This window comes from Tatumella morbirosei (genome assembly GCF_000757425.2).
GTDB classification, from domain to species: domain Bacteria; phylum Pseudomonadota; class Gammaproteobacteria; order Enterobacterales; family Enterobacteriaceae; genus Tatumella; species Tatumella morbirosei.
Genome location: NZ_JPKR02000003.1, coordinates 329,766 through 353,284, shown reverse-complemented (window position 1 = coordinate 353,284; position 23,519 = coordinate 329,766). Strand labels below are relative to the sequence as shown.

Here is a 23,519-nt window from a genome sequence, read left to right as displayed (position 1 = left end):
GGACCCTCAGGCCCGGACATCAGACATCAGGCTGCCAGAATTGACTCGATAGCGCTCTTAGCATCGGTAGTCGCTTTGGCCGCCACTTCCGGACCATAGCCATAACCTTCTGCAAACACGAAGTTTACGTCTGTCATTCCCAGGAAGCCCAGGAACACTTTCAGATAAGGGGTCAGCAGATCAGCCGGAGTATCTTTGTGAACACCACCACGGCTGGAAATCACTACGACACGTTTGTCTTTAATCAGCCCTTCAGGGCCTGACTCGGTGTAACGGAATGTAATGCCAGCGCGAGCGACCAGATCAAAATAGTTTTTTAGCTGGGTAGGGATGTTGAAGTTATACATTGGGGCGGTAATAACGATAACATCGTGAGCCTGCAATTCGTTGATCAGTTCATCAGATAATGCTGCAATATCTTTCTGACGTTGTGACAGAGGCGTATCAGATGGACGCAGACCGCCGACCAGTTCACCATCCAGAACAGGAATTGGTTGATCCGCCAAATCACGTACAGTGACAGTGTCACCTTTTGCTGTTGCCTGAGCAGCATAAAAATCGGCCAACTGACCTGACTGAGAATAACCGGCAAGAATACTTGATTTAAGGATCAGAACTTTACTCATTTGATATTTTCCTGTCTGTAAGGCGGAACCACTCTCCGCTGAATGACAGACACTCTACGGGGCATACGGCCCGGAGGAAAGCAGAAAATTTCGCGACCTATATTCGAAAAATCTGAACAACATCTTCAGGGGCCTTAGATGTTCAGAGATAACGGCTAAACAGCGATTATGTTACAATCAGTAGTCATCACAGACTGCCGGAGAGAACTTTCACTATTGCAGGTCATCCGGTCATTTTGTCATATAAAATCAAGGTAACAGATTATTATGTCTTCTCAGGATTTTTCACCATTATCCTCTCTTCGTCAGCGACTTGAGCCGTTGATTCTGCGTGATCGTCAACAGCTAAAACGCAGACTCGCGGGTGCCGAAAAGGTGAAAAACCCGCGGGACCGTGCAGAAATAGCCAGTAAGATTGAACAGGAAATTGCAGATGCCGAAACTCGTCTGTCATTGCGTATAGCTTCTGCCCCGCAACAGATAGAATTTCCGGACAATTTACCCGTCAGCCAGAAGCAGCAGGAAATTGCTGCCGCCATCCTCGACCATCAGGTGGTGATTATTGCCGGAGAGACCGGCTCGGGGAAAACCACACAGATCCCTAAAATCTGCCTGACTCTGGGACGTGGGAATCGCGGGCTCATTGGCCACACTCAGCCACGGCGTCTGGCAGCCAGAACGGTGGCTACCCGTATCGCAGAAGAGATGAAATGCCCTCTGGGCGATTACGTGGGCTATAAGGTCAGGTTTAACGATCAGGTCAGCGACAACACTCGGGTCAAACTGATGACCGACGGCATTTTGCTGGCCGAAATACAGCAGGACCGGTTGTTACTGCAATATGATACGCTGATTATTGATGAAGCGCATGAACGTAGTCTGAATATTGATTTCCTGCTTGGCTATCTGCGTGAGTTATTGCCGCGCCGGCCAGACCTGAAAGTGATTATTACTTCAGCGACTATCGATCCGCAGCGTTTTTCCCGTCATTTTAATAACGCACCTGTTATCGAGGTTTCAGGACGAACCTATCCGGTTGAAGTTCGATATCGTCCGGTTTCTGAGGATTCGAGCGACGGTGACCGTGATCAGTTACAGGCTATCTTCGACGCTGTGGATGAACTGATGCGGGAAGCCCCCGGTGATATCCTCATTTTTATGAGTGGAGAGCGGGAAATTCGCGATACGGCGGATGCACTTAATCGTCGGGAATTGCGGCATACTGAAATCCTGCCATTGTATGCCAGATTATCAAACAGCGAGCAAAATCGTGTATTTCAGCCACACGCGGGGCGGCGAATTGTACTGGCGACGAACGTGGCAGAAACCTCACTGACTGTGCCGGGAATCAAGTACGTCATAGATCCGGGAACCGCCAGAATCAGTCGTTATAGCTACCGGACTAAAGTGCAACGACTCCCCATAGAGCCGGTTTCTCAGGCTTCGGCGAATCAGCGTAAAGGACGGTGCGGTCGGGTTTCGGAAGGAATTTGTATCCGTCTCTACTCTGAACAGGATTTTGACAACCGACCAGAATTTACCGACCCGGAAATCCTTCGTACCAATCTGGCGTCAGTTATTCTACAAATGACGGCACTGGGACTGGGAGAAATTGCCGCTTTTCCTTTCGTTGAAGCGCCTGATAAACGTCATATTCAGGATGGTGTACGTCTGCTCGAAGAGCTGGGCGGGATTCTGCCGGCAGTCGATGGACATTACAAACTAACGCCATTGGGCCGGCAACTGGCACAGCTGCCGGTGGATCCGCGCCTGGCGAGAATGGTACTCGCGGCACAGCAATTTGGTTGTGTGCGTGAAATGATGATCATCACCTCTGCGTTGTCAATTCAGGATCCCCGGGAGCGCCCGGCCGATCGTCAGCAAGCTTCCGACGAGAAACATCGGCGCTTCGCGGATAAAGAATCTGACTTCCAGGCCTGGGTAAATCTTTGGAACTATCTACAGGAACAACAGCAACAGCTTTCCGGCAATCAGTTCCGTCGACAGTGTAAACTGGATTTTCTCAACTATCTGCGGGTTCGTGAGTGGCAGGATATCTATACCCAGTTACGTCAGGTCGTCAAAGAACTGCGTTTGCCGATTAACAACGAGCCGGCTCCTTATCGTGAAGTACACAGTGCATTGTTATGTGGTTTGTTGTCGCATATTGGACAGAAAGATGTAGAGAAACAGGAATTTACCGGGGCACGCAATGCGCGTTTTTCTATCTTTCCGGGGTCAGGGTTGTTTAAAAAGCCGCCAAAATGGGTTGTGGTGGCAGAGCTGGTGGAAACCAGCAGATTATGGGGCAGGATTGCGGCACGTATAGACCCGGAATGGATTGAGCCGCTGGCTAAGCATCTGGTGAAATATCACTATAGTGAACCCCACTGGGAAAAAAGCCAGGGGGCCGTAATGGCGATTGAAAAAGTTACTCTCTATGGCTTGCCGTTAATTAGCGGCAGGAAAGTGAATTACAGCAAGATAGATCCCCCTTTATCGCGGGAACTTTTTATTCGTCATGCGCTGGTGGAAGGTGACTGGCAAAGCCGTCATGCTTTCCTGAAAAACAACCGTAAACTTCTAAATGAAGTTGAGGATCTTGAGCATAAATCCCGCCGCAGAGATATTTTGGTCGATGACGACACGCTATTTGCTTTTTATGACCAGCGTATTGGTCATGAGGTAGTTTCAGCACGGCATTTTGATCAATGGTGGAAACAGGTCAGTCAGCAACAACCGGAGCTGCTTAGTTTCGATAAACAGATGCTGATCAAAGACGGGGCATCACAGGTCAGTCAGCTCGATTATCCGAACTTCTGGCACCAGGGTAACCTGAAACTGCGTCTAAGTTATCAGTTTGAACCGGGTGCCGGGGCTGATGGTGTCACGGTACATATTCCGTTGCCATTACTCAATCAGGTTGAAGACAGCGGTTTTGAATGGCAAATTCCTGGCGTCCGACGCGAACTGATTATTGCGCTGATTAAGTCACTCCCTAAACCTTTACGCCGGAATTTTGTCCCCGCGCCTAATTATGCAGAAGCTTTTTTACAACGGGTGAGCGATACCGACCAGCCGTTGGCCGATCGTCTGGAACGTGAGTTTCGGCGGATGACCGGGGTGACAGTCAGTCGTGAAGACTGGCAGTGGGATGCGATACCCGATCATCTGAAAATTACCTTCCGGATAGCGGATGAAAACAACCGGACGCTGGCTGAAGGAAAAGATCTGACAGCACTGAAGGAATCACTTAAGGATAAAGTGCAGGCCACCTTGTCAGATGTAGCGGATGACGGTGTGGAACAGCAGGGATTGCATGTCTGGAGTTTTGGCGATCTGCCGCAAAGTTATCAGCAAAAGCGGGGGAATTACCAGTTGCAGGCCTGGCCAGCACTGGTGGATGAAAAAGACAGTGTTGCTATTCGCCTGTTCGACAGCCCGGCGGAGCAGGGCAAGCATATGTGGCGCGGTCAGCGACGCCTGTTATGGCTTAATATTCCTTCGCCGGTAAAATATTTGCATGAGAAATTACCGAATAAAGCCAAACTGGGTCTCTATTTTAACCCTTACGGTAAAGTTACCGAACTAATTGATGACTGTATCTCCTGCGGGATAGATAAACTGATGGCAGAGCATGGCGGTCCGGCCTGGACTGAACAAGACTTTAGCCGGCTGAAAGAGATTATTCGTGCTGAGTTGAATGATACCGTGGTGGCGATTGCCATACAGACCGAACAAATTCTCACCACAGTCTTTCAGATTAATAAACGTTTGAAAGGTAAGGTAGATATGAGCCAGGCATTGGCGTTATCCGATATTAAGGCCCAGATGGCGGGGTTGATTTATCGTGGCTTTGTGACAGGGAATGGCTGGCAGCATCTGAGCAATACCCTGCGTTATTTGCAGGCGATAGAGCGCAGGTTGGATAAGCTGCCGGTGGATCCACACAGTGACCGCAGCAGAATGCTGAAAATACAGGCAGTGGAGCAACAGTGGCAGCAATGGCGCAGTAAACTACCTCCGCAACAGCAGGATGATGAAGATGTCATTGCGATTCGCTGGATGCTGGAAGAGTTGCGGGTGAGTCTGTTTGCTCAGCAACTGGGAACACCTTATCCGGTCTCTGAAAAAAGGATATTACAGGCGATGGAGCAAAAGACGTTGTAAACAAAAAGGGGGGGCGCAGTAACATTCGCTACTGCGCTGACAGGTTACTCACGCGCTAATTGTTGTAACCTGTTATAAAACGATGTTACAGCAATGGCTCTATTATCAGCACGATAACGATCCTGAGCTCCCGGAGCGGAACTTTGTACCGCGATAATCTGCCAGCCATTGTCGGCTTTCAGCATCAGAGGGGACCCGCTATCTCCCGGGAGCGTATCACAGCGGTGAGATAACACCGATTTCTGTGCCCATCCGGTGATCGGACAATCCTGATGTGCGTACAGATTATCCAGATGGTCTGCCGGGTATCCCGCCTGAGTGACCAGATTATCTTTAGCTTTCAGTGCGGCAATCAGTTCTGCACGACTCCCTGAAAATACCGGCACTGGCTGAATCGCTGAAGGGGGATTATGAATAATCACCACCGCATAATCGTAAGGCGCAGCCGAGGGTGGGACTAACCAGCCATCTCCGTCTGCTTTGAGTTTACCCATCAGTAAGGGTTCAACCCTGGCATCTATATCATGGATTTCATAGCGCCAGCCTTTAGCCGTGGCCATAAAACGAATGGCGACCGGAGGATCAAATTTTCCCGGAGGGGTAAGCAGGCAATGCCCCGCGGTCAGGGCGATATGTGGAGAAATAAGCGTCGCGGTACATAAATTACCGCTGTCAGTTTCCAGCTGGCCGATAGCATCCCAGGGCGCATTGTCGATGTCAGTAATGGCCTTACGATGATCTTTACCAAAAAACAGGGTTTTAATTTCGTCAGGAGTCGGTGTGTCATCGTCATCTGCATGAACCTGCACACTAAAACAGAACAAACTTAGAAAAAATACAGTAAGCAGGCGCATAATTCTCTCAACTGCGGGAAGTATGTAGGTTAATCTTCAGATTATTGAACGATTACTATAGTCCGTAAGGTGGTAAAAAGGGAGAGATATTGCGTATTTACGGTCTGAAGTTAAATAAAAAAGCTGGCAGCAACCACACCACACATTATTACCACGACCAGAATGATTTCGAAACGATAGCGACGCACCATTTTAGTAACTCCGGGAAAGAAACACCCGGCATAACCGGGTGTTTTAATCACTATGACGCGGAATCAGGAGTGTTTCCTGGCGGTCAGGTGCTTATTTTTTTACTGATTTTTTTAGCAGCTTTATGGTGCTTTTTAGCAGCCTGAGCTTTCTGAGCAGGTGCTTTTTTAGCTACTGCTTTTTTGTGGTGTTTTTTAGCAGCCTGAGCTTTCTGAGCAGGTGCTTTTTTAGCTACTGCTTTTTTATGGTGTTTTTTAGCAGCCTGGGCTTTCTGAGCAGGTGCTTTTTTAGTTACTTTCTTGTGGTGTTTTTTAGCAGCCTGAGCTTTCTGTGCAGCCGCTTTTTTCTTAGCTACTTTCTTGTGGTGTTTTTTAGCAGCCTGGGCTTTCTGTGCAGCGGCTTTTTTCTTGGTCGCTTTTTTATGATGGCTTTTCTTATGATGCTTGGTAGCAGTATGCTTAACCGGAGCAGCAGTGGTTGCTGCAGCAGTTGGTGCCGGAGTAGCAGTAGTTTCTGCCGCGAAAGCAACAGAGGACAGACCCATAGCAGCGGCAACTACCAGTGCAAATAATTTTTTCATTGCAAATTCCTCGAATTCATTTCATTTAATAGCCCACTGCGGGGCCGGTGAAATGAATATATGAGAATATTTTCGGGACGTCCGTTGTGGAATGGTATCGCTGTGTAACCGATTGTACAAAGCGTAAATACCCGGATTTTTCTGAGTCCGGCCAGTCAAAAAAAACTGACCGGACAGCAGGTTAAGCCAGGTAACGTTGTTCCAGGTGACTACGGAAGAACTGGCTGTTTAATGGCTCTCTGGTGGCGTTTATCAGCAACTGTTCGACCGATATCAGGCTGCCATGTTGCCAGATATTTTCTTTTAGCCAGTTAAACAGAGGGGTCAGTTCACCACGTGAAATTTCGTCGATCACAGCAGGGTGCTGTTGGCGGAAAGTCGCGAACAGCTGGGCTGCGTACATAGCGCCCAGAGTGTAAGTCGGGAAGTAGCCAAATGCCCCGTCTGTCCAGTGAATATCCTGCATACACCCGTGCTGGTAATTACCCCGGGTATCAAGCCCCAGATAGTTATGCATTTTTTCGTCCCATAAGGACGGGATATCGTCAACTTCAATATCACCCTCGATCAATGCCCGTTCTATTTCATAGCGTAACATCACATGTGCAGGGTAACTGACTTCATCTGCCTCCACACGAATCAGTCCCGGTTTTACCTGTTGAGCCAGACGGATAAAATTATCCATTTCCAGGGCCGGCTGCACACCAAAAGCCTCCACGACCCTGGGGTGGATAAGTTGTAAAAATTGCGCACTGCGTGCCAGTTGCATTTCCAGCATCAGGCTTTGAGATTCATGGACGGCAGTGGAGCGGGCCAGCCCTGCTGGCAGACCGGCCAGACTGGCAGGCAGATTCTGCTCGTAGCGTGCGTGTCCGGTTTCATGAATGACGCCCATCAGAGCGCTCAGAAACAGTGTGTCATGGTAGCGGGTGGTGATTCGTACATCCTGCGGCACGCCACCGCAGAATGGATGGGCACTGACGTCCAGCCTGCCATGTTCAAAATCGAAGCCAAGTAATGCCATGGCTTCAAGACCCAGTTTCTTTTGCGCAGCAACAGGGAAGGTGCCGGTCACTGGCTGGGGCAGGTGATGTGATTGTTTCTCCACAACCTGTTCCAGCAGGGATGGCAGCCACTGTTTCAGATCAGCAAAAATGGTGTCCAGTTGGACACTGGTCATTCCAGGTTCATACAGGTCCAGTAATGCATCATAACGCGATGTGCCATTGGCGTTGGCCCGGATATCCGCTTCCTGGCGGGTTAATTCAACCACATCCCGCAAATTGGCTGAGAAACCCGACCAGTCATTAGCCGGACGCTGTTTCCGCCATGCGTGCTCACAACGTGAACCTGCAATAGCTTTAGCTTCTACCAGGGAAGCGGGTAATACCGACGACTGTTGCCACTGCCGGGTCATTTCATTCAGATTGGCCCGTTCGGTATCGGTTAACGATTGTTGCTCCGCGGCTTTCAGCCATTCGCCGACTTGTTTGTCGGTTAATAACTCATGGCGCAGTAAACTAAGTTCAGCTAACGCTTCTCCGCGAGCTGCGCTGCCGCCAGGCGGCATCATGGTTTGCATATCCCAGCCAGCAATTGCCGATAAATGCTCAAAGCGGGAAAGACGGCGGAATCGCTGACATAGCTGTTGGTAAGCGTTATTCATTTTAATCCCTCCGGGGACTGACTGAAGAAAGATAAGCCGCGTCTGGCGATGTAATTGGCCAGCAGAATCGTACACTGGCACCACCCAACGGGCTACTGTCGATAGATACCGTACCGCGAAATGCCTGTGCAATGGAGTGAACAATAGCCAAACCCAGGCCGCATCCGCCAGTGGCCCGGTCGCGGCTTGGATCAAGCCTGACGAAAGGCTCAAACACATGTTCACGCTCTTCGGGAGGAATCCCGGGGCCGTCATCTTCAACCTGGAGTAATCCGGTATTACCGTCAAACCACAAACTGATGCGCATACGTTGTGAGGAATAACGTAATCCGTTGTTCACCAGATTATCCAGTACCCGTTCCATCAGACGTAAATCAGCGTAGCCACGGTTTTCCTGCTGGGGAATATCCAGTTCTATCTGATGATCAGGGTGCAAAGATCGGGCATCTTCAACCCGCTCAGCCAGCCAGTGCGCCAGGTCAAATTGCTGTAATTTCATATCCACCTTGGGACGGTCAAGGCGGGCATAGGTGAGCAATTCCTCGATTAATCCTTCCAACTGACTGATATCACGGTTTAGCGCTGCCGCCTCGCTTTCGCTCAGGTTATCACTCATCTCCAGCCGGTAACGAAGCCGTACCAGCGGGGTACGTAATTCATGGGCGATACCATCGATCAGCTGTTTTTTACTGGCAACCAGGACCTTAATATTCTCTGCCATCTGGTTAAAAGCAATTCCCAACCGGTAGAGACTGGAAGTGTTATCAAAATTAGTTCGTGAGTCCAGATTTCCCTGGCCGAAACGTTGTGCGGCACGTTCCAGTCTCTGCATCTCTTTCCAGTGAGGTCGCATCCAGATAAAGACCGGTAATGCCAGAGACATACCGATAAAGGCCAGTAAGGCAATATCCAGTAATCGCATCTGATGCAGATAAAACAGGTAAGGGATGGGGCCGACAGATAAGACATAATGGCTGCGTGGAATGTGTTGCAGGAAAGTGTACTGATCATCCAGCGCGACGATTTCGCCTGCCCGCAGGCGGCGCATTTCATCCGGAGGCAAATCAAAGCGATTCATAGGTTCAATATGTAACTTGAATGACAGATTCAAATCCAGATTATCGATAGTCTTGTTCCAGTCCCGCGGTGGGATCTCCCGTAGTTCACTGCGCATCAGATAGAGTGAACTGGCCATCAGGTCATTCATAGACTGGCGACCAGCACGTTCCGCTGTCATTTTATAGACCAGTCCGACCAGCAGCGTCATTACCAGAAAACAGGCAAATAATAACAGATAGAACTGGATAAACAGTTTCTTCATTCGGAGTGGGTATCCCAGGCCTGTGGCGCAAACAGATAGCCTTTGTTACGGATGGTTTTAATCCGGAAAGGTTCTGTCGCATTATCATGAAGTTTCTTACGTAACCGTGAGATAGCCACATCAATACTGCGATCCAACCCGTCATAACTCACACCACGCAATGTTTTCAGCAGCGCATCGCGGTTGAGTATCTGACCCGCATGGCTGGCTAGTTCCCAGAGCAGATCAAAATCAGCGGTAGATAATGGGATTTGTTCATCTGCCAGAGTCACTTCCCGGTTAAGCATATCAATGGTCAGTGTTCCAAAACGAATCAACCGTGCGGGCGCAGAACCAGACGGCTGTTGATCTTCACTGGTATTGCTTTGCATAGCCTGACGCAAATGAAGTCGTAAACGGGCTAACAGTACCGCCGGTGGCGTTGTTTTTAAAATATAGTCATTGGCCCCCATTTCCAATGCCAGAATATGGTTCATATCACTGTCAAGGGATGTCAGCAGGACAATAGGCCCGGACCAACGGGATCGTAGGTCACGGCAGAGCGTCATCCCGTCTTTGCCGGGAAGCATGATATCCAGCATCACCAGATCAGGATTTTCTTCTACAATACGCTGCTCAGCACGATCTCCGCGGGTTTCAACCACCACGTCAAAATCATGTTTTCCGAGGTAAGCAGCGATCAATTCGCCAACTTCAGGTTCATCTTCTACGTAAACAATTTTATTCATAATTAACAATAATTATTAATATTTAACAACGAAATTACCTGGCCCTTTAACAACGGCTACGTTATCACGAAAAAGGCATCTGTTGCTGGTATATCCCCTACTAAATATGTCATTATAATTCCCGGAAATATAAGTTTCCCAGGGATCATACCAACAGGGGGAGTTTGAGTGTCGGATGATAAACTGACTTCAGGCGCGGATAACCAGCGCATTTGCTTTAATTACAGTGATTATCTTTCAGCTTCCTGTAAGAAGCACTGGAGTTTTGTCGATGCGATCTATGGTGTGCTGCCTATTTTCGGGATGGTAACACGCAAATCTGCGCGCAGCAGCAATTCAGAGACCGAGGCCGAACTGTTCAAAGCAATGGCCTTGCAGATAATTTCGACGCAGGTCAGTGACGAAATTAATATTGCGCGGTTGATTTCTTTAGCCGAGCAACAAAAAATCGTTAGCTTTGAAATTCAGTTGCCATACCCTCTCTCCGAACTTCAGCTGGCCGGTATTCATGCCGAATACCGGAAGCCACTGACTCTCAGACAGTACGATGACTGTCTGAACATCGTACTTCCTTAAGCTTTTGGGTGTTACTGCTGACCCTCAGGTCAGCATCAGCCTGATCCCCGTAGTGACCGCCGCCAGCAGAATGATTACGATCATCACTGATTCTTTTCCTGTCAGTGGCAACGGTTGTGGGGCTGTGGCCCGTGCAACCATAAACAGCAACAGCCCCGGTGCATACAACATCAGCGACATTATCAGATTTTCAGGTCCGGATGCGTATAACAGCCATAGCCCGTACAAGGACGCGCCAGCTCCTGTCATCATTTCTTTTGAAAATTTTTGGTTTGCCGTTTTCATTAAAAACAACCCCACCAGCAAATAAGGGACCAACACCATCTCAGAGGCAATGCTCAACAAATTGTCATAATCGGCATGGGTGATACCGATAATAAGCAGACATAACTGGACACTGCCATTGGTCAGCCACAACGATGCCGCAGGAGCATCGTGACGGTTTTGCCGACAGATAATCCGCGGAAATGCATCGGTTTTTGCGGCAAGGAAAGGGATTTCTGCGGCCATGATCGTCCAGCTCAGATAGGCTCCGGATACCGACAATATCAGCCCCCCGACAATCACTACCTTTCCCCAGGGACCAATGATACCTTCCAGTAGTCCCGCCATTGAAGGGTTATGCATGCCTGCCAGTTGTTCACGGGGAACAATACCTAACGATAAAAGCGTGACCAGCAGATAGACCACCAAGGCTGCCAGTACGGCGGTTAAGGTTGCCCGACCCACGTCACGGCGTTGCCGTGCTCTGGCGGAAATCACAATTGCGCCTTCTACACCGATAAATACCCACAAGGTAATCAGCATGGTTTGTTTGATTTGATACCAAAGCGGGTGGCCCAGAGTCAGGCCACGAAAATCATCACTGAAATTAGCGAACCGAAAGGCCAGCAGTGCCACAACCATAAACAAACATAATGGCAGAAGTTTACCGAGGGTTGCCAGAATATTAATCATGGCAGCAGTTTGTACGCCACGCAGTACCAGGAAGTGGACCAGCCATAACAAAAACGAGGCTCCGGCAATGGCAGGCCAGGTGTTTCCGGACCCGAAAAAGTATGCCCCGGGGAATCGGTAAAAAAACTTAACGCTGAAAAAACAATCACCAGATAGGAGACATTGGCAATGACCGCGCACAGCCAATATCCCCAGGCAGAGCAAAAACCTGTGACTTCACCGAAACCTTCACGGGCATAGGTAAAAATTCCACCATCGAGATCAGGGCGCAGACGCGATAACAGCAGCATCGCGACGGCCAGGAAGAGTATTCCAACACCTGTAATTAGCCAGCCTGCTAACAATGCAGCAGGACCTGCAACTGCAGCCATATTCTGTGGCAGACTGAATACTCCCGCACCGAGCATCGAACTGAGTACCAGAGCGGTCAGTGCCGGTAGGCCTAATTTCTTTTCAGACATGTCGTTCCTGAGTATTACGTCAGCGGGTTAGCGCTGACTGGTACGTAAAACCAGCAGAAATTGCTGAGATAATAGATTCAGATGGGATTATCCACCAGAACAGCAGGGCGGAGATTCTACGGAGAGGCAGGGAGGAACGCAACGCGTAAAATGTGGAGGCAGGTCTTGCAATAAAGATCACGGATAACAGAACATTATCCGTGATCATCGCCGTGATTTATTTAAACAGTTCAGCCGTCACGGTCAGGTTACCACCACTCTGGTTTTGCCACTGACGGGTAATGTGGTAATACTTAGCACCTTTCGCTGCCGCCAGACGTCCGATGGCTTCAGACATTTCTGTAGGTGTTCCGAAGTGATCTGTGATTGTCACGGTTCCAAACGGGGTCATCTGAGCTGCGGTGATATCACTCAGTTCCTGCACCGATTTCCCGCCAGGCAACTGAACGGTATAGCGTTGACCCGTAGTATTTTGTGTCTCAAAGAAACGACCGACACTTCTGTCCGGGGCTTCTGAGGAAGCCACGCCCGGAATTTCTACTTTAGCAGCTGCGGCACCGCCGGCGGCCAGTGCTGCTTTGCCGGCTTCTGAATCAGCAGGGATAGCGTCCGGACTCTGAACACGGCGTTCTTTCGCATCTGCTTTATAAACGTAAGCAGTGATAAACTGGTTGCCACCATTATTGGTATCAATCTGACGAACGATGAAGAAAGAGGCTGCTCCTTTATCTTTCGCTGCACGGGAAATAGCATCAACCGCATCCGGCTGGCTTGGGAAATAACCGCTCACCGTGACGGTATCAAAGGGTTCTAACCGGTAAGCCACATTCTTTGGTAATTCATTCACACCATTGTAACTGCTGTAATGCACTTTTTTGGCCGCGGCAGGTGCGTCACTACGATACAGGTCGGCTGTTACCCGTGAGTTACCACTATTGCCGGTAGCATCGTTGACACCCTGAATATAAAAAGAGGCTGCCCCCAGTGCATCTGCGCGTTTTGATACAGCGTCACTGACATCAATGAGAGAATTAAAACGTCCAGTGATATTAATACGTTTAAAAGGCTGTAACTCCGCTGCCTTTTGTGGTGACAGCTCCTGGGCTGCAAATGCATTAACAGCAGTAACAGAAAAAAGAGCCGCTGCCAAAAGGGTGTACTTTAGCTTCATAAAAATTATCCTTCGCCTTGCTCAAAAGAGTACGAAACCGTCCCGGACGTTGATGTGTAACCTGTTTGGCTTCGATTATTACATGTAATAATTGTGCTGTCTCAGTCAATTTATGCATTTATCCTGGCAGAGATAAAAAAAGAAGATTCAAAAGATTGCTGAAATAAGATGACATTGCGATGAAGCCGAATGGAACCTACTTTGGCGGGATAAATGAGAGGCCGAATGATAAACTGGCCGCTGCTGCAGCCATTCCGGCAGCAGCAGGGCAGAGTGAAAATCAGGCTGAAGGTGTTTCTTCTTCACTTTCCAGTTCCGGAGCCACGAAATCATCCGGTTTAAACACCAGCAAATCACAACGTAAATGATCGATAACCTGTTCCGCAGTATTTCCCAAAAAAGCGGCTGACAATCCGGTTCGGCCAACCGTTCCCAGTACCACAACCCCCGCATCCAGGCTGCTTGCCAGCGAGGGGATCACTTCTTCAGGTTCGCCTTTATCGACATGAGTAAATTCATCTGCAATAGAGAACTTTTGACGCAGGGCTTTCATGGCAATCAGATGCTGGCCCCGGATAGCGTCATTGTAAGTTTGCGGGTCAAAGTCAGGAAGTTCGATTGCAATATTCACCGGAGTAAGCGGATAGGCTCCTACCAGATGAACTTCGGTATGATTAACCATATCGGCCAGTAACTGGCTCTCTCTGACCAGTTTCTGGTTTAGGGCATCATGCTGCGGTTCTTCGCTGGCAAGATTCACCGCCACCAGTGCTTTACCCCCCTCTGGCCATGGTTGATCTTTGACCATCCAGACAGGGCTCGGACACTTACGCAGAATATGCCAGTCGGTCGGCGTGAAAATCACTGACTCGAGTCGATCATACTGGTGAGCCATTTTCAGAACCAGATCATGCTTAAACTGCAAAACCTCCTGGATAATGGCTTCGTGTGGCCGGTTATGCCAGACCACTTTAATTTCAATATCGACGCCGGACTCGATATAGGCTTTTGCCTGTTGGCGGATCCATTCAGTGCGTTGATTGATCACCCCCTGACGCATGCTGGTTCGTTCGTCAGGAGACAGCAGGGTAGTCATCTCATACGAAAAGTCATAAATAGCGAGGAAGGCTTTTATCTTGCCGCCGATGCGTTGATTCAGATAAACCGCACGCCGCAGTGCTGGCTGGTCATCCTGTTCTGAGTCAATAGCTACCAGGACATTTTGATATCTGGACATAATGACATCTCCTTGCAAAAGACTTAATTGACTTAAAGATAGCCTAAGTTTTGTTGCGGGAGAAGAGAAGATATTAAAAGCAGAGCAGGGCGACGTCTGCCGCTCTGCTCTGTGTATCTAAGGGTCAGGAGTGGCAGGGAACTGTCTGTCCTGCCAGCTCGGTAAGCATCGGATGATTTTCGATGGTGATATATTTACCCTTCACTGCCAGCATGCCGCTTTTCTGAAAACGTCCCAGCAGACGACTGATGGTTTCAACGGTCAGCCCCAGATAGTTCCCGATATCCCCCCGGGTCATGGTCAGACGGAATTCACGCTGTGAGAAACCACGCTGAGCGAAGCGACGGGAAAGGTTCCAGATAAACGCAGCCAGTCGCTCTTCTGCACTCTTTTTCGAGAGTAACAGAATCATGTCCTGATCACTTTTAATTTCCCCGCTCATCAACCGCATCATCTGCTGACGAAGTGCCGGCATTTTCCCGGACAGGTCATCCAGCGTTTCAAAGGGGATTTCACAGACCATCGACGTTTCAAGTGCCTGAGCAAAGCTGGGGTGGTGGCTACTGATGATGGCATCAAATCCCACTAAATCACCGGCCAGATGGAATCCGGTAATTTGCTCATCGCCCTGTTCGGTAATGGTATAGCTTTTTAACGTACCGGAACGAATAGCATAGAGGGATTTCAGCTCATCGCCGGCCTTGAACAAAGACTGGCCTTTCTGGATAGGTTTCTTACGTTCAATAATATTATCCAGCTGATCCAGTTCATGCTCGTTGAGTGTGAAAGGGATACATAACTGATTAATACTGCAATCCTGGCAGTGAATGGCACAACCGCCTGATTGAACGCGACGAATAATCCTTTTTTCTGGAATCATAATTCAGTTCCGGTAGTTATTAACTTGTACGAATTTTAACATTTTTCGCGAAGAAAAACAGGCTTACATTACACTGTTTATAAAATTTTTTTAGAATTTCAAATAATTTTGTAAACACTCTGTAAATTCATATTCTTAGCTGCTGAACAGTATAAACTAATTTGTTACCACAAGATAAATGTGGTTATACAAATGATGACGATTGTTGCATGTCTGCTCACAGTATCCTGGTGGAAGCGCGGGTAATTCACCGATAAAGAGCGGTTCAGTGCTGAAAATCGGCGGAAGAAACGCTATTCTTAACCGGGCGTATCGTGTGACTTACCTTACAGGAGTGGTTATGACAAATCCTGATGATCACGCATTATTTAGCCAGGCGGTTAATGATGTAAATCCAATAAAAAACAATCAGAAAATTCATTTTCCCCGTTCCCGAAACAAGGCAGATCCGCATCGTGAAGTGGTTAATACCAACTTCTTACTCGCCGACAGGATTACCCCTTTGTCACTGATGACTTCGCCATCCTTCAGGGCTGAAGGTTTGCAAACCGGTGTTGTTGAAAAGTTGCGCCGTGGCTCCTATCCGCTGGACGGCAGTCTTTTTCTGATCCGTCAGAGCGTCGGGCAGGCCCGGCAGTCAGTTTACGAGTTTATGACTGAAATTATCCGTCGGGGAGGCAGAAACGTACTAATCATTCATGGTAAATCTCGTGAGGAGACCAGCCATAGTAATATCATCCGCAGTTATCTGACCCACTGGTTACTTCAGTTTCCACAGGTTCAGGCATTCTGTGTCGCTCATCCGCGCCATGGGGGAACGGGTGCAATGTATGTCTCTCTGCGGAAACCGGAAGAGTTACGGGAACAAAATCGTGAGTTTCATGGCGGCCGGAGCAAATAAGGCCATCGAACAGTTTACTTCAGCCATGGCTGTGTTTCATCAGTCAGGCTGAACGGTTTTTTGTTAATAAACCCCAGTGACCGCTTCCGGCCAGCCACAGGGGTGACATATGACCATTATCACGTGACTAAACCTACTTAATTTCCGGTGAAACAGGAGTTACATGCGTAAAAAAACTCCCCGGCACTGCGTCTCTGCTGGCATTTGAGGCGGCCGCCAGACACGGCAATTTTGCACGGGCAGCCGCCGAACTCTCTCTGACAGAGGGGGCGATTAGCCGACAAATTGCGCGTCTGGAATCGTTACTGGAGTGCAGGTTGTTCGAGCGTACAGGAAACCGGGTCAGCCTTAACGCTGTCGGGGCCCGCTATGCACAGTCTGTCCGCGAAACTCTGCAACGTTTCGAGAAAGACAGCCAGTCAGTAAGTGGCAGTTCAGCCGGTCAACGCCATCTGGAACTGGCGGTTTCACCGACCTTTGCCAGCCGCTGGCTGATCCCCCGCCTGAAAGGTTTCAGGCAACAATATCCTGACATCACCCTGAATATTACGGCCAGGAGTGACCCGTTTATTTTGAGTGGTAGTGGACTGGATGCGGCGATTCATTTCGACCACCCAGCCTGGGCTGGAATGCAGGTCCGGCCTTTGTTCCGCGAAAGGTTGATCGCTGTTTGTCATCGGCAACTGATCAATGGAGAAGACCCCGGGTTATTACTGAATAAACTTCCGCGGATTCATCGTCGCCAGAATCCTGAGGCCTGGGCCCGGTTTTCGGCAGCAGCGGGTATCCCGCTGGACTATCCGGCACAGGGTACCCTCGTGGATTTACATGAAATGGCGATTGCTATGGCACTGGCTGGTGACAGGGTGGCGCTGGTACCGGAGGTTTATGTCGAAAGAGAGCTTGCCTGCGGGCAGTTGGTCTCTCCCTGGAGCCAGTCGACCTTACTCAGTAAAACATTCTGTCTGATAATGCCTGTGGTTGACGGGCAGGGTAATTCAGCTTTGCATGATTTTTCCGGTTGGCTGATTTCTCAGACCCGTGAGATGATATTTTCAGAATGACCGGTGAATTTTTGAACTGATAACATTGCATTATCCACCATTCGGGAGAACACTTATCGGGACACATCAACTTCGGAGATTCAACGATGAGTGGAAAGTATGAAGTTTTCCTGGGTAAAGATCAGCAATACTACTTCCGGCTGAAAGCGGCTAACGGAGAAGTGATTCTGAGCAGTGAAGGCTATGTTAATAAAAGCGGCTGTCTGAATGGCATTGCCTCGGTACAAAAAAATAGCCCCGAAGATCATAATTACGAACGTTTGACAGCCAAAAACGACGCGCCTTATTTTACACTCAGAGCGGCGAATCATCAGGTCATTGGCCGCAGTGAGATTTACAGCTCTGTCGCTGCACGTGAAAAAGGTATTGAGTCGGTGAAAAAGAATGGCGCCAGTGCCACGATTAACGAGTTACCGGCACATTAAAGGTAACGGTATTATCCCCGGCGTGCCGGGGATAATTTTACAGGTTTGAACGTAACTGCGGATATTTTTTCAGGCTGTAAAGGCACCATGCGAGACTAATCAGGGCAAAAGCAGACCCTACATAGCCCACCAGACTCATTCCAAGATGGCTGATGACCTGATTACCAATTAACGCGCCGGCACCAATACCAATGTTATAGATCCCCGACATCAGAGACATTGACACATCCGTGGCATCCGGTGCCAGAGACAATACCCGAACCTGCATTGACAGGTTAATCAGCATCATGGCAATACCCCACACAATACACACCGTCATAATCGCCGGCGCATGAGTTGAGGTGACTAAAAACAGGCCCATACACAGGGTAATTGCGGCTATGGCTACCGAAAGAAGTGCCGAGGGAAAGCGTTTTCCCAAAAAACTAAACAACAGGCTGCCAAAGATACCCGCGGCACCAAACAGCAGTAACAGCAGGGTAGTAAAATTAGCCCCCTGTTGTGCAAGCTGCTGCATAAAGGGTTCAATATAGCTGTAAGCAGTGTAGTGGGCGGTAACAACCAGTGTCACCAGCAGATACATGCTCATCAGAGCCGGGCGGCGAATCAGCATTGGCAGGCTTTTCAGCGACCCCGTGTGTTCACTCGGCAATTTGGGCAGTAGTCTGGCCAGCATGACCATCAGCACCAGCGAAGATACCGCAATTATCCCAAAGGTGGTTCGCCAGCCCATGGTCTGCCCAATAATCCGCCCAAGCGGCACGCCCAGCACCATAGCCAGTGCAGTACCTGTAGCAATCATACTCAGGGCCTGGGTTTTTTTACCCGGAGGTGCAATCCGGATAGCCAGGGAGGCGTTAATCGACCAGAACACGGCATGGGTTACCGCAATACCAATACGGGAAACCAGCAGCGCATTGAAGTTCCAGGCCACAGCAGAGAGTACATGGCTGGCAATGAAGATAGTGAACAGAATTACCAGTAAAATACGCCGTTCAATATTACGGGTGAGCAGCATTAATGGCAGAGATAAAAGTGCAACACACCAGGCATAAATTGTCAGCATAATCCCCACATCGGCAGTTTGCATACCGAAACTGGTTCCAATATCGGACAACAAACCGACGGGGACAAACTCCGTGGTATTAAAGATAAAGGCAGCGACAGCCATTAACAGAACCCGTAACCATGCTGTTTTACGGGAAACGGGAGGAGAATGTAAAGGACTCTCAGTGACGGAGGGAGATTCGGCGGTCATAAGATAATGGATTTTCCTCAGCAAAAAGTGATCTGGCTCACATTGTGCTGCTATTGTGACGAAATTAACGGCAGGATTAAACCCTTAATTCACCTTATCTCCTGCAAAAATGAGTTACTGACGCGGAGAATGACGTCGCGCAGGCACCATTCTCAACAGCGTATCATCCCGGAACAGAAAATGGTGCGCCAGAGCAGCCAATGCATGAACACCGATAAGCCAGTAGCCGAGGTTAGCCAGTGTTTCATGCCAGTGGATGATCTGCCGGCTAAGACTAAAGTCCGGATGATCAGAGACCGGCATAGCAACACCAAACACTAACCATTGCTGTCCCCGGACATAGCGGGAATAAACCCCAAGCACCGGCAAAATCAGAAATAACAGATACAGGAGTTTGTGGGCCAGAGATGAAAGTAGCTGTTGCCATCGTTTTAGTGGAGGGGTTACCGGTGGTGCAGGGTAACGATAGCGGAGTAGCAGCCGGGCACACATCACCGCAAATACCAGCACACCGCAACTAAAATGAGTCACTATAATCGCTTTACCTTGCCACGAACCGCGGATTGCAAACCCTCGTAACTCAATAGTGCTGTAAACGATGATGAGTAATAGCAGTGTCAGCCAGTGCAGACGAATTTGCCAGAGTTGATATTTATTCGGGAAAGCCGGCATAACGCGTTCTCCGTCTGCACTGAAGCAGTGCCAGTATGAATGTTATAGACATGTTACATTGAACGGGGCAAGGAAAGGTATAATAAGTAGTATAATTTTAATCAAAATTATTCCGCGGTGAAATTACCGGCAGCAGCAGTTTTGCTGCCGGTAATCAGAACATCACCGGCAGCAGAACATTATCAGTGGGCAGGCTGTACTCTGTGCATCAGTTTGTAACCGACACACAGTGCCAGAATCAGCAGGACAGAAATAAATCCGCTGACGCCCGCCCAGCCGAAATGGCGCCAGAAGATCCCCCCGGAAGTTCCTGCAACGCTTGAACCCAGGTAGTAACTGAACAGATACATTGAAGATGCCTGACCTTTAGCCCGCTTAGCACGAACACCAATCCAACTGCTGGCAATAGAGTGAGCCGCAAAGAATCCCCCGGTGAACATCAGCAAGCCTGGCAGTATCATCCACACTGAGGAAAACAGAGTGATCAGTACGCCGGCCAGCATCAGACCGGTCGAAAATAAGAATACCGGCCCACGCCCAAACCGCACACTCATCGCACCTGCTTTAGGAGAACTCCATGACCCGGCCAGATAAACTACTGAAATTAATCCGACGGTAGCCTGGCTCATAGAATAGGGCGCATGTAATAACCGGTAACCTATGTAATTAAACAAAGTGACAAACGCCCCCATTACCAGAAATCCGATAAGAAACAGTAACGGTAAACCTTTATCACGGAAATGGAGTCTGAAGTTAATCAGCAATACTTTCGGCCGTAAGCGCACTGCTCTGAAATGCCTGGAATCAGGTAAGATTTTCCAGAACATAAACGCGGCTGCCAGAGCACAACAACCAATACTGAGGATAGCTATCCGCCAGTTAAAAAAATCGGTAATCACACCCGTTAGCAGACGGCCACTCATCCCACCGATAGAGTTACCGCTGATATAGAGCCCCATGGTAAAGGCCAGCACGCCGGGGTGAATTTCTTCACTGAGGTAGGTCATCGCCACTGCAGCCACCCCACTGAGAGACAGACCAATCAGTGCCCGCATGATAAGTATGCCTGTCCAGCTGGTCATCAGCCCTGATGCCAGAGTACAGCAGGCTGCTAACAGGAGTGCACTTACCATCATCGGTTTACGCCCAATCGCATCGGAAATGGCTCCGGTGATTAACAGGCCCAGAGCCATAAAAGCCGTTGAAACAGAGAGTGATACTGAGCTAAGTGCAGGAGAAATATCAAACTGATGGGAAAGCACCGGCAATATTGGCTGAACGCAATAGAGTTGGGCAAAAGTGGCAAGGCCGGCGGAAAAAAGTGCTACGGTAACCTGGATAAAAGACGAAGTGCCGCGGGTGATATAAGGGGATTTACCGCTGCGTTGGGCAGGACTCTCTTCTTCCGCTGACGGAAGCGTAGTCGCCCGGGTCGTGCTGTTCATGAACATTCCTCAGTGATTGATATCCGTTCACTCTAGAAAAAGCTAAATAAGTTGTCTAATATATTAATAATCTCAAATAATATTCTAAACATATGAATCTTGAACTGAGGCACTTACGTTACTTCATCGCCGTGGCAGAAGAGCTGCATTTCGGACGGGCGGCCAGTCGGCTGAATATTTCACAACCACCGCTGAGCCAGCAAATACGCCAACTGGAAGAGACCGTTGATGCACGATTATTTGCCCGTAATAACCGGAAGGTTGAACTGACATCGGCCGGTAAACAATTTCTGAACGATGCGCGTGCCATTCTTGCCCAGGTGAAACAGGCCAGCGAACGAGCCTCCCGGTTACATTATGGCGACAGCGGTGAGTTGAGGCTCGGCTTTACCTCATCAGCCCCTCTGATTAAGCGTATTTCCGAAGTGGTTTATCAATACCGACTGGCATATCCGGATGTGCATCTTCATATGCAGGAAATGAACAGTCGTCAGCTCCTGGTGCCGTTACAGGAAGGCAGACTGGATCTGGCAATCATGCGTAATACTGAACTCCCGGATGATATGCAGTATTGCCTGCTGCAAAAGGAAGCCATGTATGCGGTTGTTCATCGTGACCACCCGCTGGCAGGACAGCGTAAAATCTCAGTGACCGATTTGCGCGATGAGCCTTTTGTATTCTTTGATCACCAGGGTGGCACGGCACTTCACGGAGAAATTCTCGGCTTATTGCTTCGTTATCAGATTACCCCAAATATCACTCTGGAAGTTGAAGATGCGATAGCCATACTTGGCCTGGTGGCGACCGGGCTTGGGGTTTCTATACTTCCAGCGTCATTTCGCCGTGCCAAGCTCAATGAAATTGTCTGGCTGGAATTGACGGAACCGGATGCCCGTTCTGAGGTTTGGTTAGTCTGGTCAGCACAGCGGCAAATTACAGCACCTCTCCGGCATATGTTGGAACTCATGTCCTCGGTAAACTGACTGTCTCAATTCTTCTGTGAACTCAGTCACATTTACACTGCTCCCTGACGTATACGTTAGCAGAAAACCTCATACTCTTTTTATTTCGGTTAGTGAATAAAAACAAAGGGGCGGTGAGTGTTTGAAGAAAGCCAGCCTGGACATATTGATCATATCAAGCAGATTAATGCGGGCGTCGTATATCGCCTGATTGATCAGCACGGGCCGGTATCACGAATTGAACTTTCGAAACTGGCCCAACTCGCTCCGGCAAGTATTACTAAGATTGTCCGTGAGATGATGGAAGCACATCTGGTCCGTGAATGTGAAATGTCTGATCCGGGTCACCGGGGGCGACCCGCGACAGGACTGGAGCTGGACTGTGAAGGCTGGCATTTTCTGTCTATCCGTCTGCAAAACCACAGTCTGTTAATGACTCTGCGCGATCTGAGTGGCAAAACGGTGACCGGAGGGGTAATTGATTTCCCTGATGATCCTTCCACTCCACTGACAGTGGTTATGATCAATGCAGTTGAACATTTTTTTAGCCGTCATTATTCCGTGCTGGAAAGACTGACCGCTATCACTATTACGCTCCCCGGGCTGATTAATGCCCGCAGTGGGGTGGTGCACCGGTTACCCGATTATCAGGAAGAAGAGATTCCTCTGGCACAGAGTCTGAGCCGCCGTACCGGGCTGAAAGTCTACATCCAGCATGACATCCCGGCCAGAATGCTGGCGGAGCATTACTTCGGTGCCGCCAGAGGTGTCCGGGATGCTATCCTGCTGGTCCTGGACAAACAGGTTGGTGCCGCAGTGATCACTTCCGGGCAACTTTTACATAAAAACAGTTCTGCGCTGGTGGAGATAGGTCATACACAAGTCGATATCCGTGGCCGGCCATGTTATTGCGGAAATCAGGGGTGCCTGGAAACGGTGGTGGGCACTGAAAGTTTGCTGCAACAGGCAGAAGAACAGTTGCACTCGATGCCTGACAGTCTGTTAAACCAGCACTGCGAGGAAAGGGATATTCGCTGGCTTTGTCGTGCTGCCATGGACGGTGACCCTCTGGCCTGTGACATTATAACTCAGGCTGGGCAGCATGTTGGCCGCAGTCTGGCGTTTATGGTCAACATCTTCAATCCACAATATATTCTTATCGGTTCTCCCTTGAATAGTGCAGCAGAAATTCTGTATCCGGCGATCACTGCCGCGATTAGCAGTAAAGCCTTACCTGCTTACAGTCGACAGGTGAGCCTGCGGGCTGCCGAATTCAACACCCCCGGAACCTTGCCGGGTACGGCCCTGATTAAGGATGCCTTATACAGTGGCGAATTATTGCTCAGGCTTTTGCAGGGATAGCTGGCTTAAACTTG

General features: G+C 49.2%; 20 protein-coding genes and 1 pseudogene. 7 read left to right on the top strand and 14 right to left on the bottom strand.

Annotation, left to right across the window (positions count from 1 at the left end):
* Window positions 1-26: 26 nt before the first annotated feature.
* Window positions 27-626: an FMN-dependent NADH-azoreductase gene (locus tag HA49_RS04515; RefSeq protein WP_038020731.1), complete on the bottom strand. Its 600-nt coding sequence runs from the start codon at window positions 624-626 to the stop codon at window positions 27-29.
* Between the two features lie 267 nt (window positions 627-893).
* On the opposite strand from HA49_RS04515, the gene hrpA reads away from it, so the two are divergent.
* Window positions 894-4,796, top strand: coding sequence for an ATP-dependent RNA helicase HrpA (gene hrpA, locus HA49_RS04510; RefSeq protein ID WP_038020730.1), 3,903 nt, complete (start codon window positions 894-896; stop codon window positions 4,794-4,796).
* A 44-nt stretch (window positions 4,797-4,840) separates the two neighbouring features.
* Here the strand turns inward: hrpA and HA49_RS04505 are convergent, their stop codons facing one another.
* The 6 genes from HA49_RS04505 to rstA all read right to left on the bottom strand — a co-directional run bounded on the left by HA49_RS04505 (window position 4,841) and on the right by rstA (window position 10,134).
* Window positions 4,841-5,650: a trypsin-like serine peptidase gene (locus tag HA49_RS04505; RefSeq protein ID WP_038020729.1), complete on the bottom strand. Its 810-nt coding sequence runs from the start codon at window positions 5,648-5,650 to the stop codon at window positions 4,841-4,843.
* Window positions 5,651-5,760: 110 nt separating this feature from the next.
* Entirely contained in the window at window positions 5,761-5,841 is an 81-nt protein-coding gene (gene ydgU, locus HA49_RS22105) for a small membrane protein YdgU (RefSeq protein WP_483855316.1), read from the bottom strand.
* Window positions 5,842-5,924: 83 nt separating this feature from the next.
* On the bottom strand, window positions 5,925-6,419 hold the full coding sequence (asr, locus tag HA49_RS04500; protein WP_046791672.1) for an acid resistance repetitive basic protein Asr: 495 nt from the start codon (window positions 6,417-6,419) through the stop codon (window positions 5,925-5,927).
* Window positions 6,420-6,600: 181 nt separating this feature from the next.
* Entirely contained in the window at window positions 6,601-8,085 is a 1,485-nt protein-coding gene (locus HA49_RS04495) for a carboxypeptidase M32 (protein WP_038020726.1), read from the bottom strand.
* A gap of 1 nt (window position 8,086) precedes the next feature.
* Window positions 8,087-9,406, bottom strand: coding sequence for a two-component system sensor histidine kinase RstB (gene rstB, locus HA49_RS04490; protein WP_038020725.1), 1,320 nt, complete (start codon window positions 9,404-9,406; stop codon window positions 8,087-8,089).
* Window positions 9,403-10,134 carry a two-component system response regulator RstA gene (rstA, locus tag HA49_RS04485; RefSeq protein ID WP_038020927.1) on the bottom strand — a complete coding sequence of 244 codons (732 nt, stop codon included), beginning with the start codon at window positions 10,132-10,134 and terminating at the stop codon, window positions 9,403-9,405. The genes rstB and rstA overlap by 4 nt, the downstream gene beginning before the upstream one ends.
* Before the next feature lie 168 nt (window positions 10,135-10,302).
* On the opposite strand from rstA, the gene HA49_RS04480 reads away from it, so the two are divergent.
* Window positions 10,303-10,710 carry a hypothetical protein gene (locus tag HA49_RS04480; RefSeq protein WP_038020724.1) on the top strand — a complete coding sequence of 136 codons (408 nt, stop codon included), beginning with the start codon at window positions 10,303-10,305 and terminating at the stop codon, window positions 10,708-10,710.
* Window positions 10,711-10,734: 24 nt separating this feature from the next.
* Here HA49_RS04480 and HA49_RS04475 read toward each other — a convergent pair.
* From HA49_RS04475 to HA49_RS04460, 4 genes and pseudogenes are all read right to left on the bottom strand, one after another.
* A pseudogene (locus HA49_RS04475) lies at window positions 10,735-12,128 on the bottom strand (basic amino acid/polyamine antiporter).
* A 217-nt stretch (window positions 12,129-12,345) separates the two neighbouring features.
* On the bottom strand, window positions 12,346-13,299 hold the full coding sequence (gene ydgH, locus HA49_RS04470) for a DUF1471 family protein YdgH (RefSeq protein ID WP_038020721.1): 954 nt from the start codon (window positions 13,297-13,299) through the stop codon (window positions 12,346-12,348).
* A 280-nt stretch (window positions 13,300-13,579) separates the two neighbouring features.
* Entirely contained in the window at window positions 13,580-14,536 is a 957-nt protein-coding gene (gene uspE / locus HA49_RS04465) for a universal stress protein UspE (protein ID WP_038020719.1), read from the bottom strand.
* A 124-nt stretch (window positions 14,537-14,660) separates the two neighbouring features.
* A complete protein-coding gene (locus tag HA49_RS04460) occupies window positions 14,661-15,416 on the bottom strand; it encodes a fumarate/nitrate reduction transcriptional regulator Fnr (RefSeq protein WP_038020718.1) in 756 nt (251 codons plus the stop codon).
* A 340-nt stretch (window positions 15,417-15,756) separates the two neighbouring features.
* On the opposite strand from HA49_RS04460, the gene smrA reads away from it, so the two are divergent.
* The 3 genes from smrA to HA49_RS04445 all read left to right on the top strand — a co-directional run bounded on the left by smrA (window position 15,757) and on the right by HA49_RS04445 (window position 17,806).
* On the top strand, window positions 15,757-16,317 hold the full coding sequence (gene smrA, locus HA49_RS04455; RefSeq protein WP_038020716.1) for a DNA endonuclease SmrA: 561 nt from the start codon (window positions 15,757-15,759) through the stop codon (window positions 16,315-16,317).
* Window positions 16,318-16,457: 140 nt separating this feature from the next.
* On the top strand, window positions 16,458-17,381 hold the full coding sequence (locus HA49_RS04450) for a LysR substrate-binding domain-containing protein (protein WP_038020715.1): 924 nt from the start codon (window positions 16,458-16,460) through the stop codon (window positions 17,379-17,381).
* An 86-nt stretch (window positions 17,382-17,467) separates the two neighbouring features.
* Window positions 17,468-17,806, top strand: coding sequence for a YegP family protein (locus HA49_RS04445; RefSeq protein WP_038020714.1), 339 nt, complete (start codon window positions 17,468-17,470; stop codon window positions 17,804-17,806).
* A gap of 37 nt (window positions 17,807-17,843) precedes the next feature.
* On the opposite strand, the gene HA49_RS04440 is transcribed toward HA49_RS04445, so the two are convergent.
* The 3 genes from HA49_RS04440 to HA49_RS04430 all read right to left on the bottom strand — a co-directional run bounded on the left by HA49_RS04440 (window position 17,844) and on the right by HA49_RS04430 (window position 21,181).
* On the bottom strand, window positions 17,844-19,064 hold the full coding sequence (locus tag HA49_RS04440; RefSeq protein ID WP_038020713.1) for a sugar transporter: 1,221 nt from the start codon (window positions 19,062-19,064) through the stop codon (window positions 17,844-17,846).
* A gap of 114 nt (window positions 19,065-19,178) precedes the next feature.
* Window positions 19,179-19,736: a cytochrome b561 gene (gene cybB / locus HA49_RS04435; protein WP_038020711.1), complete on the bottom strand. Its 558-nt coding sequence runs from the start codon at window positions 19,734-19,736 to the stop codon at window positions 19,179-19,181.
* Between the two features lie 182 nt (window positions 19,737-19,918).
* Window positions 19,919-21,181, bottom strand: coding sequence for an MFS transporter (locus HA49_RS04430; protein ID WP_038020710.1), 1,263 nt, complete (start codon window positions 21,179-21,181; stop codon window positions 19,919-19,921).
* Window positions 21,182-21,273: 92 nt separating this feature from the next.
* On the opposite strand from HA49_RS04430, the gene HA49_RS04425 reads away from it, so the two are divergent.
* Together HA49_RS04425 and mlc are read left to right on the top strand one after the other, a co-directional pair.
* Window positions 21,274-22,164: a LysR family transcriptional regulator gene (locus HA49_RS04425; protein WP_038020709.1), complete on the top strand. Its 891-nt coding sequence runs from the start codon at window positions 21,274-21,276 to the stop codon at window positions 22,162-22,164.
* A 117-nt stretch (window positions 22,165-22,281) separates the two neighbouring features.
* Window positions 22,282-23,505, top strand: coding sequence for a sugar metabolism global transcriptional regulator Mlc (gene mlc, locus HA49_RS04420; RefSeq protein WP_038020708.1), 1,224 nt, complete (start codon window positions 22,282-22,284; stop codon window positions 23,503-23,505).
* The last annotated feature ends 14 nt before the right edge of the window (window positions 23,506-23,519 follow it).

Excerpts from the sequence above, each read along its gene's own strand:
- HA49_RS04515 (WP_038020731.1), bottom strand. The coding sequence starts at position 626 with ATGAGTAAAGTTCTGATCCTTAAATCAAGTATTCTTGCCGGTTATTCT.
- hrpA (WP_038020730.1), top strand. The coding sequence starts at position 894 with ATGTCTTCTCAGGATTTTTCACCATTATCCTCTCTTCGTCAGCGACTT.
- HA49_RS04505 (WP_038020729.1), bottom strand. The coding sequence starts at position 5,650 with ATGCGCCTGCTTACTGTATTTTTTCTAAGTTTGTTCTGTTTTAGTGTG.
- ydgU (WP_483855316.1), bottom strand. The coding sequence starts at position 5,841 with ATGGTGCGTCGCTATCGTTTCGAAATCATTCTGGTCGTGGTAATAATG.
- asr (WP_046791672.1), bottom strand. The coding sequence starts at position 6,419 with ATGAAAAAATTATTTGCACTGGTAGTTGCCGCTGCTATGGGTCTGTCC.
- HA49_RS04495 (WP_038020726.1), bottom strand. The coding sequence starts at position 8,085 with ATGAATAACGCTTACCAACAGCTATGTCAGCGATTCCGCCGTCTTTCC.
- rstB (WP_038020725.1), bottom strand. The coding sequence starts at position 9,406 with ATGAAGAAACTGTTTATCCAGTTCTATCTGTTATTATTTGCCTGTTTT.
- rstA (WP_038020927.1), bottom strand. The coding sequence starts at position 10,134 with ATGAATAAAATTGTTTACGTAGAAGATGAACCTGAAGTTGGCGAATTG.
- ydgH (WP_038020721.1), bottom strand. The coding sequence starts at position 13,299 with ATGAAGCTAAAGTACACCCTTTTGGCAGCGGCTCTTTTTTCTGTTACT.
- uspE (WP_038020719.1), bottom strand. The coding sequence starts at position 14,536 with ATGTCCAGATATCAAAATGTCCTGGTAGCTATTGACTCAGAACAGGAT.
- HA49_RS04460 (WP_038020718.1), bottom strand. The coding sequence starts at position 15,416 with ATGATTCCAGAAAAAAGGATTATTCGTCGCGTTCAATCAGGCGGTTGT.
- smrA (WP_038020716.1), top strand. The coding sequence starts at position 15,757 with ATGACAAATCCTGATGATCACGCATTATTTAGCCAGGCGGTTAATGAT.
- HA49_RS04445 (WP_038020714.1), top strand. The coding sequence starts at position 17,468 with ATGAGTGGAAAGTATGAAGTTTTCCTGGGTAAAGATCAGCAATACTAC.
- HA49_RS04440 (WP_038020713.1), bottom strand. The coding sequence starts at position 19,064 with ATGACCGCCGAATCTCCCTCCGTCACTGAGAGTCCTTTACATTCTCCT.
- cybB (WP_038020711.1), bottom strand. The coding sequence starts at position 19,736 with ATGCCGGCTTTCCCGAATAAATATCAACTCTGGCAAATTCGTCTGCAC.
- HA49_RS04430 (WP_038020710.1), bottom strand. The coding sequence starts at position 21,181 with ATGAACAGCACGACCCGGGCGACTACGCTTCCGTCAGCGGAAGAAGAG.
- HA49_RS04425 (WP_038020709.1), top strand. The coding sequence starts at position 21,274 with ATGAATCTTGAACTGAGGCACTTACGTTACTTCATCGCCGTGGCAGAA.